The 14775-nt window shown below is 45.1% G+C and carries 9 protein-coding genes; 8 read left to right on the top strand and 1 reads right to left on the bottom strand.

Translation table 11 applies throughout. From position 1 onward, the window contains the following. Nucleotides 1-5 precede the first annotated feature (5 nt). Nucleotides 6-872, top strand: coding sequence for a 16S rRNA (adenine(1518)-N(6)/adenine(1519)-N(6))-dimethyltransferase RsmA (gene rsmA / locus GKG41_RS18505; protein ID WP_154261334.1), 867 nt, complete (start codon nucleotides 6-8; stop codon nucleotides 870-872). 219 nt (nucleotides 873-1091) lie between these two features. Here the strand turns inward: rsmA and GKG41_RS18500 are convergent, their stop codons facing one another. Then, on the bottom strand, nucleotides 1092-2255 hold the full coding sequence (locus GKG41_RS18500; RefSeq protein WP_154261333.1) for an ROK family transcriptional regulator: 1164 nt from the start codon (nucleotides 2253-2255) through the stop codon (nucleotides 1092-1094). A gap of 181 nt (nucleotides 2256-2436) precedes the next feature. On the opposite strand from GKG41_RS18500, the gene GKG41_RS18495 reads away from it, so the two are divergent. From GKG41_RS18495 to GKG41_RS23795, 7 genes are all read left to right on the top strand, one after another. Then, nucleotides 2437-3339 (top strand): DUF1002 domain-containing protein, encoded by a 903-nt coding sequence (locus GKG41_RS18495; protein WP_154261332.1) that lies wholly within the window; start codon nucleotides 2437-2439, stop codon nucleotides 3337-3339. 716 nt (nucleotides 3340-4055) lie between these two features. Further along, nucleotides 4056-4487 (top strand): response regulator, encoded by a 432-nt coding sequence (locus GKG41_RS18485; protein WP_154261331.1) that lies wholly within the window; start codon nucleotides 4056-4058, stop codon nucleotides 4485-4487. 86 nt (nucleotides 4488-4573) lie between these two features. After that, on the top strand, nucleotides 4574-6370 hold the full coding sequence (locus tag GKG41_RS18480; protein WP_154261330.1) for a histidine kinase: 1797 nt from the start codon (nucleotides 4574-4576) through the stop codon (nucleotides 6368-6370). Further along, complete coding sequence (locus GKG41_RS18475; protein ID WP_154261329.1) at nucleotides 6370-7881, top strand: response regulator; 1512 nt, start codon at nucleotides 6370-6372, stop codon at nucleotides 7879-7881. The genes GKG41_RS18480 and GKG41_RS18475 overlap by 1 nt, the downstream gene beginning before the upstream one ends. Before the next feature lie 13 nt (nucleotides 7882-7894). Further along, on the top strand, nucleotides 7895-9094 hold the full coding sequence (locus tag GKG41_RS18470) for a sugar ABC transporter substrate-binding protein (protein ID WP_154261328.1): 1200 nt from the start codon (nucleotides 7895-7897) through the stop codon (nucleotides 9092-9094). A gap of 129 nt (nucleotides 9095-9223) precedes the next feature. Then, nucleotides 9224-9352: a hypothetical protein gene (locus tag GKG41_RS23800; RefSeq protein ID WP_279233641.1), complete on the top strand. Its 129-nt coding sequence runs from the start codon at nucleotides 9224-9226 to the stop codon at nucleotides 9350-9352. Beyond that, nucleotides 9345-14552: a beta-L-arabinofuranosidase domain-containing protein gene (locus tag GKG41_RS23795; RefSeq protein ID WP_154261326.1), complete on the top strand. Its 5208-nt coding sequence runs from the start codon at nucleotides 9345-9347 to the stop codon at nucleotides 14550-14552. Before GKG41_RS23800 ends, GKG41_RS23795 begins: the two co-directional genes overlap by 8 nt. Nucleotides 14553-14775: the final 223 nt, after the last annotated feature.

Genomic DNA, 14775 nt, shown 5'->3' with positions numbered 1-14775 from the left:
GCCATATGATTGAACCCTATCTGGGAGAGCCAAAACGGACTATAGAAGTCCTGCAGAAATATGATTTTGTCTTTCAGAAAAAGTTTGGACAAAACTTCCTCATTGACACACATGTGCTGGACAAGATAGTTAAGGCTTCCCAGGTTGCGAAGGATGATTTTGTCCTTGAGATTGGGCCGGGAATCGGTACCATGACTCAGTACCTGGCCGCAGCGGCCAGGGAAGTAGTAGCGGTGGAGATAGACAAAGCGCTCATCCCCATCCTGCAGGACACGTTACAGGATTTTGAAAATGTATCAGTGATTCATGATGATATATTAAAAGTAGATATCCAGAAGCTTGCGGAAGAGCGAAACGGGGGTAGACCCATTAAAGTAGTGGCCAATCTGCCTTATTACATTACAACTCCAATTATTATGGGACTTTTTGAGAACCATGTCCCTATAGATTCCATAACAGTTATGGTGCAGAAAGAAGTGGCAGACAGGATGCAGGTGGGTCCCGGGTCTAAAGATTACGGGGCCCTGTCTCTGGCAGTACAGTATTACGCAGAGCCGTACATTGTGGCGAATGTACCTGCAAACTGTTTTATGCCCAGGCCTAAGGTGGGAAGCGCAGTCATACGCCTCACCCGCCATAAAATTCCTCCCATAGTGGTGAAGGATGAGAAGCTGCTATTCCGTCTGATACGCGCTTCTTTTAATCAAAGGCGGAAAACACTGGCCAACGGTCTCAATAATGATCCCGGGCTGTCCTTTACCAAGGAGGAGATTCAGCAGGCCATTGCAAACTGCGGTTATCCTGCGGGAATCCGGGGAGAGGCGCTGACTCTGGAGGAATTCGGAAGGTTAAGCAATGAATTAAGTAAATAAGGGAAACAAAAAATGGAACGCTATCGCTAGCGTTCCATTTATATTAAAGGAAGGAGAGTCGACATTTGTCGACATATGAAAAAGAAAATTATAAAAATAATCTTGTTCCTGTATTATTTTTATGTTTATAGTATAGCTGTTAAATATGATGAATTCATGTTAAACTTGTGAAGAAATCATGAATAAAGATCGAAAGATTTATGAATGTTAAAAAAATATCTATCTGGTGCCGAGAGTTGCCGCATCGATCTTCAGATGTTCAATTTCCAGGAAATTTTCCACACTGATCCGAACCCCTCCTATCAGCCCTGAAATATCCTGGAGCTGGGATAAGATAACCCGGCAGTCCCTGTTCTGCATGGTGCCTAAGGAATTCTGTATCCTCTGGATCAAATCCGGAATATAATTGGTAAAAGCGCTGTTGAGCACAATCAGGTCTGCATTAAAGGTATTCTGTACATTGTTGATAGCAATGGACATATACTGAACAAAGAGGTCCATCATATCCAGGGCTACCGGTTCATTGGACCGATATGCATAAAGAAAATCGTCCAGTGTAATAGACGGCAGATATCTCCTGCGCGCATATTCCTTCAAAATGGCTGTCTCAGAGGCGTACTGTTCAATGCACCCCCTGTTGCCGCAGGGACAGAGCTTTCCGTTAGGATAAAGGATTGTGTGCCCGAATTCACCTGCATAACCGTTGTGACCGGTATAGAGATGACCTTGGATTAAGATTCCCATGCCGATACCATCGTGAACATTAATCATAATCATATCCTGATAGTTAAAGTGGAAGGCAGATTCACCCAGAACAGAAAGGTTAGCTTCGTTTTCCGCTTTTACAGGTATCCCAAATTCTTCTTCCAGCAGGCTGCAAAGATCGGGCTGGGGCATCTTATAATAAGGAGTAAAAAGTAATGTATTCTCGTACACCACTCCGTAAATTGCAATGCTGATTCCCACTACCCCATGAGTTGTGGCCGGGAGACTGTCAATAGTACTGTGAAGAACTCTGGTCAGGTACTTCAGGAGCGGTTCTCTTTGTGGGAAGGGATATTCTCTGACCGCACAATTTTGTCCCTTAAGATCAGAAGTGAGCAGAGTGATCTGATCTACGCCGATATTTACAGCCAGGGCATGCCCGCTGTCCTGTGGAAAGGCCAGCATAATTGGTTTTCTCCCCATAGCAGTATCCCCGCTGCCGATCTCAGTGACCAGTTTCTGATCTAAAAGCTCCTGCACAATATTTGATATAGTAGCCTTGGTTAAGTGCAGGGCCTTTGCAAGGGCGGCCCTGGAGATGGGCCCGTTATTCACTATTTTTTCTAAAACCAGTCGTCTGTTAATGTCACGGATCATTTCCTGGCTGCCGGATATCATGGTTATCACCTCTGTAAAATATTACTTTTATTTTAGCATAATTGTATGGAAAAGCCAAAATAAATTAGAAAATCTTAATTCTTATTTAAGTGTAATGAAAAATGTTCTGTGATATAATGGGTGGGAAGTAATGGCAATGCCATTGGGGAGTAATTAAGGAAATAAGAGAGGAGCAAGTAAAATGAAGAAAAGAGGATTGGCGGTTCTTCTGGCAGGTATCATGACAGTTATGACACCTATGGCTGTTATGGCAGACAGAGAGGATGCGAAGCTTGAAACACCATATATTTCCCTGGGATCAGATTTAAAGCAGGACGAGCGTGCAAAGGTCCTTGAGTTGCTGGGGGTTACGGAAGATGAATTAAAAAACTATACGGTTGCGGAAGTGACCAATAAGGATGAGCATAAATATCTGGATGGCTATCTGGATGCCAGCGTGATTGGCTCCAGAGCTCTTTCCTCTGTACTTGTAGTGGGAAAAGAAAGCGGTTATGGTATCAAGGTAAAGACCCAGAATATTTCCTATTGTACTGTGGGGATGTACCAGAATGCGCTGGCAACGGCTGGTATCCAGGACGCGGATATTAATGTGGCGGGACCGTTCAAGATCTCCGGTACGGCGGCGCTGGTAGGCGCGATTAAATCTTATGAGAATATGACAGGAGAAACCGTCTCTGCGGAAAGTGTGGATACCGCTACAAATGAGCTGGTGGTCACCAGCCAGCTGGGGGAGGATATCGGGGATTCAGAAAAGGCGGAGCAGCTTATCGGTGCTGTGAAAGAAAAAGTTGTAGAGGCAGAGAATGCGGATCCTAAGGAGGTAGAAAAGATTGTTACCCAGGCAGCCGAGGAACTGGAGGTCAATCTTTCCGAAGCGGACAGGCAGAAAATTGTGGACTTAATGTCCAAGATTGACGGATTGAATCTGAATATTGACGACCTGAAATCTCAGGCAAAAGATTTGTATGATAAGCTGAGTAAGCTGGATCTGAACTTAAGTGATGCGGATAAGGAGAAGGTGGGTAACTTTTTCCAGAGACTTTGGGACGGTATTGTGAACTTTTTCGACAATTTTTTCAATTAAAGCGTTAAAATAATGCGTACTGTACATGGTAAGCGCATATGAAAAATAATGGGTTGTGCAAATAGAACATTTTTCTTTTTGTACTAAAGAAAAATATAGGCAAATTTATTATATTTTACAATTTATTCATAAAATGTTCATATTATGTTCAAATGACGTTGGTATTATATAGAAAGTTCAAAGAACTACTTTGACAAGTATATTGGTAATGTTTTCATTACACATATAAAATTTTTTCATAATAATTGCCCAGGTACCCGGTACCTGGGCACTCCTCATTTTAGGGGTAAGCTCTTTTACACGAAAGTCTCTGTTTCTCCAGAGTCAGGGCTGCATCCCCGTTCTTTATCATACATAAAAGCCCAGAAAATAGGATGGGGGCAAAGAAAACCGCCCATGCTGTAAAACATCGGGCGGAAATCCATTAAATATTGAGTCGTGAGAAATCTATGGAAAAATCATCGTAAATACCTGCTTTAATGGAATCAGAAAAGGTATATTGCTCCATATCATCTTGTGAGTGATCAGGTACGTATTCCATCAGGTTCCCCCACTGGCAGTTTAACGCCTCACATAGTTCAGCTATGGAATCCGTTGTAATGCTCTTTCCCTTATTTATATTAGAATTGTCTACTGTTCTTAGATATTTAGAATTTAGCCGCGGGGGCAGCAGCTATATAATAAGACAAGACAAAGGAATCACAGGGGTGTAAAGTATGAAGGTATTTTTAGTAGAGGCTGAGCATATGGTCAGGGATGAAATAATGTATCAGATCCCATGGGAGAAACAGGGGTTTATCTTTCGCGCTGCTTCGGGCGGAGGGGAGGAGGCTCTTTCTGAGGTTGTCCGGGATAACCCCCAGATTGTAATAATAGATGTGCATCTGCCGTCTATTGACGGACTGGAATTAAGCCGCAGGATTAAGGAGAGGATTCCTGAAATTAAGATTCTGCTTATCAGTGAATACAGAGACTTTAACTATGCCAAAGAGGCATTATCTATCGGAGTATCTGATTATCTGGAGAAACCTGAAAATACGAATGGGATTTTAGAAGCTGTTCTTCGTGTGTCCGGACAGATAGAACTGATAAAAAAAAGGGAATCAGATAGGCTGTATGCTTGCAGAAAGGGCGGACTAAATGGTTAGACGAAACCTGCCCGACCTGCTTAATATTTTTCTAAATCTATGGTATGATAGCTGTGGTTCTAAAGTTTCCCAAAAGGGAGAGCGTTATGAAGACATTAAAAAATAGATATAAAAACAGCAAATTCCAGTCAAAGCTTATGATAATATTCGTTCTCACAGCTCTGTTGCCCATTGCCCTTATTCTGACGGTGTCTTTTGTTTTGAATGCGAAAAATATGACAGATAAAGTTGATCAGCTGATGATCAATAATCTTGTCAGGATAGCAGACCGTACAAATCTCAATTTACAGATTTATACCAATTCTCTCTATCAGATGTATCAGGATGAGCTTATTACGGAAAATATTAAGATACTAATGGACAACAGCAGCTCTCAGGCTGTGGCATACAATCAAATTAATAATCGTTTGAAGCAGTATAATACTGCCGATTCCGGGATCCGATGCATCAGTGTGATCTGCAGTGACGGAAAGGCGGTGGTATATGATTTTGAGACGGATTCTTATATGAACAATCTGTGGAAGGACTACAAAGATCTGCGGAAGATACAGCCCTATAAGGACGCCATCCATGGCACGGGATCCACAATTACACCAACCATGACCTTTCAGGAGAGAGGGGAAAAGAAGCATTATTTTCATATCTCCAAAAAGGTGTTTGATGCAGACCGGCTGGAACAGGGAAGTATAGCAACCATTGTGATGACTATAGATGAGCAGGTGCTCAACAGCATCTGCAATACCCCTGAGCAGGAGGAGGGGATGGGGATTAATTTTCCTATGACGGAGGAGGATGTTATAGTTGCATACCCGGATGCAGCATTTTCAGGAGTTAGAAAAGATCCAAAGATGCCCATAGAAGACTTTGTGGAAGAAACGGGGCTTATGAAAAATAAGAATTTAGCTGTGAATTCCTATGAGGATCCGGTAACCGGATGGACCTTTTACAACGCATATAACAAGGATTTTATGCTGCGGGATGTTGTGAAGGCGCAGCTGATTTATATTATGATAGGGGTGCTTGCAATTGTGGGGGCCTCTGCCGCTATCTTCTGTCTGGTGAAAGACATAAACAGATCTGTGCATCAGGTGGTAGATGGGATAAAGGAAGTACAGGAAGGGAATCTTGATGTGACGATTCCCATTACCCAGCACGATGAGATCGGCGATATAGCAGAAGATTTTAACAAGATGACAGCAAAGGTAAAACAGCTCATACGGGAAGTGAAAGAAGCGGTGGACAGGCAAAAAAATGCTGAACTGAGGGCCTTAGAGGCACAGATTAATCCCCATTTTCTGTATAATACCCTGGACTCTATCAACTGGATGGCCATTGAGCAGGGGGAGTATGAGATAAGCAAGATGCTCCGGAATCTGGGGGTGATACTCCGGTACAGTATAGATAAAAGCAATGGGATGGTAACCATCAAGGACCTGGAGGACTGGATTGAAAAATATATGAGCCTTCAGCAGATGCGCTTTGAGGGGGTGTTTACCTTTGAGGTGCATGTGGAGGATGCAGCTAGAAAAAAATGGATTTATAAACTGCTGTTACAGCCTTTTATTGAAAATGCCATTCTTCACGGTTTAAAGGACATGGATGGAGACGGTCTTCTCCGTGTGGACATCGGCCTGTCCCCGGGGGAGGACAGAATACTTCTCATTATTGAGGACAACGGCAAAGGAATGCCTGAGAACCTGGTAGAGCTTTACAATGATCCCATCAGAGCAGTTGAGGATGAGTCGGACAGAATTGGCCTGCAAAATGCATTCTCCAGGCTGAGAATGTATTACAAAGACCAGGCAGAGTGGCATGTAAACAGCATTTCCGGCATGGGAACCGTAATAACCTTGCGGGTGCCAATTATAGACGGGGGTAAGTGATGAGAATATTAGTGGTGGAAGATGAAGTTAAAATTCGCAGGGGGATGGCCAATTTAATAGAAAATCATACGGAACATACCGTGGTCGGCGAGGCAAGAAATGGAAGGGAAGGCCTGGAGCTGACAGAATTGTATGAACCGGATCTTGTTATTACGGACATTAGGATGCCGGAAATGAATGGACTGGAAATGATCCGCAATCTTTACGAACAGGGTTCGGCCCGGCATTTTGTAATCTTAAGCGGATATTCTGAGTTTGAATATGCAAAGCAGGCCATACGGTACGGGGTGGATGACTATCTGATTAAACCCCTGGCCCCGGAGGATGTAATTTGTCTGCTGGATTCCATTCAGAAAAAGATCCTGAGGGAAAGGTCAGCCAGATTGCAGAATTCACCGGAAAGGGAGCTGAGGGATATTCTGATTCAGAGCGAATATGATTCTAGTAAGATTTTTGAGGTTGGAGAAGCCTTATCTCTCCCGGTCGCAGGCTCATTCCGGCTATTGTGCGCCTACACAGGCTGTGCTACCCAGGAGGAACGGAAACAGTGTATGCAGAGATTCGGAAAGCTCCGGGGAAAGTTTCCTGGTCAAAGGTTTTATTACTTTTACATAGAGAATACCAGGGAATTTATCTGCCTGACGGAGAATAAAAATTGGGAAAGCGTAAAAGGAGAGCTGGAACGCAAATTGCTTCAAAACGTACTGTACAGCCATGGATGGGTGTGGACAGAGAACATCTTTGAGGGGCTGGAAAATATAGGAGTAACCTATCAGAAGGTAAGGGAGCAGTACCCGTATGGCATGATACTGGGGGATACTGGTTTTATCAGCAAGGAGAGAATCCAGGAATATCGGCCTGTGGAGTATGTTTACCCGGTGCAACTGGAACATCAGCTGCAGACTGCATTTTACGGAGAAAAGAAAGAAGAGGTATATAAGGCGGGACAGAGATTTATTCACTATATGGCGGAATTGAGAGTGAAACCCGATCAGATCAGGGAAGGATACATAAGAATGGCACACTTTATGTTAAGCCTCAGCCAGGAAGGGAACAGGAGACTCTATGAACAGCTGCTTAACCTGAATCTTATGAAAAGTATAGGAACTGCAGTTACCCGGAAGGAGCTGGAGGATACTCTTAACCGGGAGATACGTATCCTTGCATCCGGTTTAAGCCAGAGAGAAAATATCAGCAACTATACAATCAAAAGGGCCTTAGATTACATCAGAAACCATTATCAGGAGAGCATTTCTCTGGAAAAGGTGGCTGCCAGTCTGGATATCACCCCCGAATATCTGAGTACTCTGTTTAACCGGGAGATGGAGCAGAACTTTTCTGTTTTTCTCAAAAAGTTCCGCATCAGTCACGCGAAACGTCTGCTTAAGGATACTGATAAGAAAATCTATAAGATTGCGAAAGAGGTTGGATATGCGGATGCCAAGTATTTTAACCGTGTTTTTAAGGATGTAGAAGGAATCTCGCCCGGGGACTACAGAGCGCTGCACTGAGGAAAGAGGAGTTATGAAAAGATTATATATATGGATAGGACTGGCAGTTACTCTTTTAGCGGGTATGCTGGCGGGCTGCCGGGGAGGGAATGCCTCGCCGGAGAAAGAAAAGAAACGGGAAAAAATTGAAATATGGACCTATTTTGAGACAGATGCCCAGTGCAGTGCCCTGGATAAGGTGATCCGTGGGTTTAACCGCTCCCAAAACAGCTACGAAGCATCGTGGAAATATGTACCGATGACGGAGTTTACCAAAAAACTATCTATGGCATACACCGAGAAAGCGCTGCCGGATCTGGCAATCATTGACAACCCGGATATGTCTGCCTTTATAAAGATGGGGCTGTTTGAGGATATTACAGGCTTTCTGAAAAAACTTGGTGTTAAAAAGGACTACTATCCGTCTCTGGTAGAGACGGTTTCCTACGGGAGCCATATGTACGGTCTTCCCATGAACTGCAACAATGCCGCATTGATCTATAATAAAAAGATGCTGGAAGAAAAGAATATAGATCCCCCCGAAAGCTGGGAGGAGCTGGAACAGGCGGCGGCGGCTCTGTCCACAGAGTCCTGCAGCGGCTTTCTTATGTCCGCGGTGGAAGGGGAACAGGGGGCGTTTCAGATTCTCCCATGGATATTATCAACCGGTGAGAATGCATCAGAGATAGGCGGGGAGGGAACGGAAAAGGCATTGGCGTTCCTGAAACGTATGATTGATAATAACTACATGGCGGGCGACTGTATTAATATGTCCCAGAATGATGTGGGCAGGGTATTTGCGGAAGGGGGCGCTGCGATGATGGAGAATGGTCCATGGGTATTGCCCATGTTAGATGAAGAGGGAATAGAGTATGGCGTCAGTCCCCTGCCCGCGGATAAGATCAGCAGTGTGATTGTAGGCGGTGAAAATCTGGGGATTCTGAAGGGCAAAAATGTAGAAGGGGCCAAGAAGTTTCTGGAGTATTATAACCAGGACCAGGTGATGCAGGCATTCTGTCAGGAAGCGCAGATTCTGCCTGCAAAAATGAATATAGAAATACCGGAGGATACCAATCTTAAGGTATTTAAAGAGCAAATGGCAGGGGCAGTAGTACGATCTTCTATTCCTTCCTGGAATGTTTTGTCAAAACAGCTTTCTCAATCGGTGTATCAGATGGTAGCTGAACAGAAATCTCCAAAGGAGGCAGCATTCATGTTAGATGTACAGAAGTAAGAGGATTTAAGTTGAAGATAGTCCACTATTCTTAAATAATTAGAATTACCAAAACAGACAACCTCTCTTATAATAAAGCGGCAAAAACGAGCAGTAACTTGTACGCTTTTTATAAGGGAGGTTTTGTTTATGGAAAGAAATTTATATGCTTTACACAATGAAGGAGCTGTATATGCTCTTACATCCCTGTTCCCGGGATGCAGAAGAGGAGCTTATATGGGAAAAAATATAGCTGAAAGGAGAAGTTTAGATGCGTAAAAACAAAATGCAGATGCTGTCACTGCTTCTTGCAGGGACGATGGTTTCTACTACTGTACTTCCTCCGGCCTCTGTACTGGCTGCTGAGGAAAATGGCATTGTTGCAGAAGAGGGCATAGAGGGCCCGGAAAACGAACCTGCACAGGAAGAGCAGGGGGATGCTGCGGCTTACGGACTGGAGCTTTCGGAAGAAGAGGGCATTAGTGTACAGGCGGAAACAACGAGAAAACAAATAGTACATTATGATTTCCAGGAAGTAAACTCTACCATAGTAAAGGATGAGTCCGAGGACGGGACAAGAGCCGGCGTAATCCGCAATATGGATAAGGGAGGAACGGAAATCGTTGATGCCAATATTTATGGGACTGATGTGAGAGCATTATCACTCCCAGGGGGAGAAGAAGGGGGATACCTTGAACTTCCCACAGGTATTTTTAATAATATGGAAAGCGCAACCATTAACTGCTGGGTAAATCTTCCTACGGATAAGGCATATCAGAGGATCTGGGACTTTGGTTCTGACACAAACAAATATCTGTATCTGCTGTCTGACGGTGCCAATGATGGAGCAAAAGGCTATGCCACAGCTATTACAGTAAACGGATGGGGTGAGGAACAGGCTGCCCAGAAAGAAGAGGGCATTGAAAAAAATAAGTGGGTGCTCACCACAGTAGTTTTGGACGGGGCCAATCATACGCTGACGCTCTATGAAAACGGACAGATGGTAGCCCAGAGAGAGGGGCTGACTGCAGGGTTAGAGGATCTGGCAGAATCTACCCAGAATTATATAGGCCGGGGACAGTTTTCAGATCCTGCAACCAGGGGGCTGTTTGCGGATTTTTCAATTTATAACTATGCAATGGATGAGAATGAAGTGAACGGCTTATTCGACGTGACCGACGAGGGAATTGTCTCTGCAGATCTGGCAGCAATTGATCTTGGGGATCTGTCTCAGATAACCGAAGATCTGACGCTGCCCGAGACAGGAGCCAATGGATCACAGTTTGTATGGAGCTGTGACAAAGAGGACGTTATTGATCCGGCAACAGGTAAGGTTACCAGGCCTGAAGCAGGCCAGCCGGATGCTGCTGTAAAATTAACAGTACAGGGATCTTACGGGACGGCTCAGAATGTAGAAAGAGTCTTTGACATTACCGTGCCCGCAGTGCCTGACGGAGATAAAATTGTAGCCCACGATCTGGAGGTCCTGGATTTGGGGGATCTGAGCGCATTGACCAGCAGCCTGAAACTCCCGTCAGAGGGAGAATGGGGCTCAGCTATTACCTGGGACACATCTGCTCCTGAAGTAATCACCAAAGAGGGTGTAATTACAAGACCGGAGATAGGAGAGGAAGCCAGGGGTGCGGTACTTACAGCTACGGCAAAAAAAGATGGTGCGGAGAGTACCAGAGACTTTGAGGTTACAGTTCTTCCTAAGGTTGAGACAGCATCCATTGAGTCCTACTCCCCCATTACCGTAAAGACCAGAGTTGGTGTTTCTCCTTCTCTGCCCGCCTATGTGACGGTTCAGTATTCTGATAAAACATCCAAAGAACTAAAAACTATATGGCCGGCAAAGATTGAGAAAGAAGACTACAGCAAAGAGGGAACATTTAAGGTATCCGGCAAGATTGTGGATGAGGCTATGCCCATTGAGGCAACGGTAAATGTTGTAGATGAGGCCCAGACGCCTCTGGAAATTCAGGCAGAGACCATGGATCTCAGTGAAATTACTCTGGATGGGGATTCTATTCTGACACAGAACAGGGAAAGAACCGTAGAGTACCTGAAACTTTTGGATAATGACAGAATGCTTTACAACTTCCGGGCAACCTTCGGACAAGATACAAAAGGCGCCAAGCCTTTAGGCGGGTGGGATGAACCAAAGGGGCTCCTGCGCGGGCATTCTACCGGACACTATATGTCCGCTCTGGCTCTTGCATATGCATCCACAAAGGATGAGGAGCTAAAGGCCAAATCCGAAGAAATGATTCATGAACTGCGCACCCTGCAGCTGATGTCCAAGGGCAATGCCGCAGACTTTAAAACAAAGGGAACTCCTCAGAATGCAGACCAGAGTATCTGGAGCACAAATCCCGGGGAATGGGGGGAAGGCTTTATCAGTGCATACTCTCCGGACCAGTTTGCGCTTCTGGAGCAGTATACACCGTATGCAACTATTTGGGCGCCGTATTATACCTTACATAAGATAATGGCTGGTTTCCTGGATACCTACCAGTACACGGGAAATGAGGAGGCGCTTGAGGCAGCCATGGATCTGGGAAGCTGGGTTTACGAACGTCTGAACGCGTGCACCCCGGAGCAGAGAGAGAAAATGTGGGGCATGTATATTGCCGGCGAATTCGGCGGATTTAATGAGTCAATGGCAAAACTGTATAACATTACAGGAGATGAAAAATACCTGGAGGGTGCAAAATTCTTTGACAATAAGCAGTTCTTTGACAATCTGGCGGCAAATGTTGATGATATTCAGGGACGCCATGCAAACCAGCACATACCACAGATTGTTGGGGCTATGGAAGAATATAAAGCAACCAAGGATCCCTACTATTATAATATCGGCAAGAACTTCTGGGATATGGTTACCAGCAGATATGCGTACTCCATCGGAGGTGTGGGCAGAGGAGAAAACTTTAAGACTCCTTATAACCAGGCCAATGACATAGAGTCTGACAGAAACTGTGAGACCTGTGCCGCATACAATATGCTGAAACTAACAAAGCAGCTGTATCAGTACAGCCCGGATGATGCATCTTATATGGATTATTATGAGAGGACTCTGTACAACCAGATAATTGCATCTCAGTATCAGGAGACGACCTCCAGCATGCATAACGGAACCACCTATATGCTTCCCATTGGACCGGGCGTCAGAAAATCATATGGAGGTGACTATGACTCTTTTACCTGCTGTCACGGTACAGGTATGGAAAACCATGTGAAATACCAGGAGGCAGCATATTATAAGAGTAATGACACACTTTATGTAAACTTATATATGCCATCTACCGTACAATGGGAGGAAAAGGGAGTATCTGTTACGCAGGAAAACCAATTCCCGTCGGAGAGTACAAAACTTACCGTAAACGGTGACGGAACATTTAAGATGAAGCTTCGTGTGCCCTATTGGGCAACCAAAGGATTTACTGTGAAAGTAAATGGGGAGGAAGTGAAGGAGACAGCCGCTCTGTCCTCATACCTGGAACTTGACAGAAACTGGAAAAACGGTGACGTGGTAGAGATTACGATGCCTTTTGACTATCATCTTGACAAAACACCCGACAAGCTGGAGGGAAGTACAGTATCCAGCCTTATGTACGGACCGCTGGTAATGGTAGCAAAAAATAATAAGACACAGTGGCTTTCCCTGATTCTTTCTCCGGATTTGTCCCAGTCAATTAAAAAAGTAGACACGGAAGATGGACTTCCTACATTAAAAACAAATGGTATGACCTTCGTACCAATGTATTCCGCATATAATTTCGCTTACCATACGTACTTTAAGACTGTGATGTCTGACGAGGGCGGAGATGTGGAGAACTGGTATACACTGACACTGAACAACAGAACGCCTAAGTTCGGAAGCATTACCGCAGATAAGGTTAACATTCCGGAAGGCGGCAATGTGGTGCTGACTATGACTCCCAATGAGGGTTATATGGTAAAACAGCTGCTGATTGACGGCAAAGCAGTGGAGGTAGGAGAAAATAGTACCTATACCTTAGAAAATGTAACAAAGGATATGACGGTTGAGGTCAGCTTCCGTCTGATTAACCCGCCGGATAATGATCCTGATAAATTAGAAGCTACAGCAAACACAGAGGCAAGCTATTGCTCTTCCTGGGAGACATTGGATGCCGTTAATGACGGAGTTGTCTCAGAAACCTCTCTGGGAAATGGAGTAAAACACTTTGGAACCTGGGGAAATCACGATGCAGCAGAAGAGTGGGTAAGCTATACCTGGGATAAGCCTGTGAATATTCACACTGCAGAAATGTACTTTTTTGACAACAGTGTGGGGGGAGACGGCGGTGTCCAGGTGCCATCTTCTTACAAATATGAATACTTGAATGACAACAATGAGTGGACAGAGGTATCCAACCCTGATGGTATGGCAACAGAGATGGATAAGTTTAATGTAACAACCTTTGATCCGGTAGTGACCACTTCTTTCCGGGTAACTATGATGAAAAAGGCAGCAGGCGTAGGCATCATTGAGTGGAAGGTAAAAGGCGACAGGATAGAGCCGGAAATAAAGGAATATACAGTTACCTTCGTAGGCAAAGACGGAAAAACAATATTCACAGATAAAGTAAAAGAAGGTGATGCAGCCACAGCACCGGAGGTACCGGAAGTACCGGGCTGGGAATTCACCGGCTGGGACAAGGACTTTTCCAATGTAACAGGGGATATGACGGTCAAAGCTCTTTATAAGGAAATCGTTAAGAACGGATGGAATCAGGATGCACAGGGCCGCTGGCAGTATGTGAACAGTGACGGAACATTCACCAAGGACACCTGGCAGCAGATTGGAGGAAAGTGGTACTACTTTGACAAGGATGGCTATATGCAGACAGGCTGGCTGCAGGAAGGAAATACTTGGTATTATCTGAAGGACAGCGGAGCGATGGCCACGGGCTGGCTGCAGCTGGGAAATACCTGGTACTATCTGAAAGCCAGCGGAGCAATGGTGACGGGCTGGCTGCAGTTGGGAAATACCTGGTACTACCTGAGGAACAGCGGAGCAATGGCAACGGGCTGGCTGCAGTTAGGAAATACCTGGTACTACCTGAAAGCCAATGGGGCGATGGCCACAGGCTGGCTGCTGGACGGAAGAACCTGGTATTATCTGAAGAGTAACGGAGCGATGGCAACGGGCTGGCTGCTGGACGGAAAGACCTGGTATTATCTGAAGAGTAACGGAGCGATGGCAACTGGCTGGCTGCTGGACGGAAAGACCTGGTATTATCTGAAGAGCAATGGAGCGATGGCCACAGGCTGGCTGCTGGACGGAAAAACATGGTACTACCTGAAGAGCAATGGTTCCATGGCAACCGGTTGGGTAAAGGTCAGCGGTAAGTGGTATTATCTGAAGGCCAGCGGTGCTATGGCAGCAAAACAGTGGGTTGGTAAGTATTATGTAAACAAATCTGGGGTATGGACGAAGACAAGGAGGTAATACAAAATAGAATACATCCGGGAGAGTTGACAGGAGTAGAGTGAGTTATGGATTAAACTTGATATAGTATCGGGGTGATTTAAGCAGAGAGCCGCGGGAATGCCGAAGAAAGGAAGGGCATTTCTGCGGCTTTTTGTAATGGTAACTTGGGATTTAGGGGTGTAGCGCTTGGACTTCGGCTCAAGGTGATTCAGGACGGCAGGTGTAGGTGGCAGGGGGACGG

This window comes from Lactonifactor sp. BIOML-A5, from assembly GCF_009677585.1.
GTDB lineage: Bacteria > Bacillota > Clostridia > Lachnospirales > Lachnospiraceae > Lactonifactor.
The sequence above is the reverse complement of the archived record's forward strand: the minus strand, read 5'-3'. Positions and strand labels throughout refer to the sequence as shown.

What these genes read in the sequence shown, in the direction of transcription:
- GKG41_RS18500 (WP_154261333.1), bottom strand. Translation starts at nt 2,255, where the DNA reads ATGATATCCGGCAGCCAGGAAATGATCCGTGACATTAACAGACGACTG.
- GKG41_RS23795 (WP_154261326.1), top strand. Translation starts at nt 9,345, where the DNA reads ATGCGTAAAAACAAAATGCAGATGCTGTCACTGCTTCTTGCAGGGACG.
- GKG41_RS23800 (WP_279233641.1), top strand. Translation starts at nt 9,224, where the DNA reads ATGGAAAGAAATTTATATGCTTTACACAATGAAGGAGCTGTATATGCT.
- GKG41_RS18485 (WP_154261331.1), top strand. Translation starts at nt 4,056, where the DNA reads ATGAAGGTATTTTTAGTAGAGGCTGAGCATATGGTCAGGGATGAAATA.
- GKG41_RS18480 (WP_154261330.1), top strand. Translation starts at nt 4,574, where the DNA reads ATGAAGACATTAAAAAATAGATATAAAAACAGCAAATTCCAGTCAAAG.
- rsmA (WP_154261334.1), top strand. Translation starts at nt 6, where the DNA reads ATGATTGAACCCTATCTGGGAGAGCCAAAACGGACTATAGAAGTCCTG.
- GKG41_RS18475 (WP_154261329.1), top strand. Translation starts at nt 6,370, where the DNA reads ATGAGAATATTAGTGGTGGAAGATGAAGTTAAAATTCGCAGGGGGATG.
- GKG41_RS18470 (WP_154261328.1), top strand. Translation starts at nt 7,895, where the DNA reads ATGAAAAGATTATATATATGGATAGGACTGGCAGTTACTCTTTTAGCG.
- GKG41_RS18495 (WP_154261332.1), top strand. Translation starts at nt 2,437, where the DNA reads ATGAAGAAAAGAGGATTGGCGGTTCTTCTGGCAGGTATCATGACAGTT.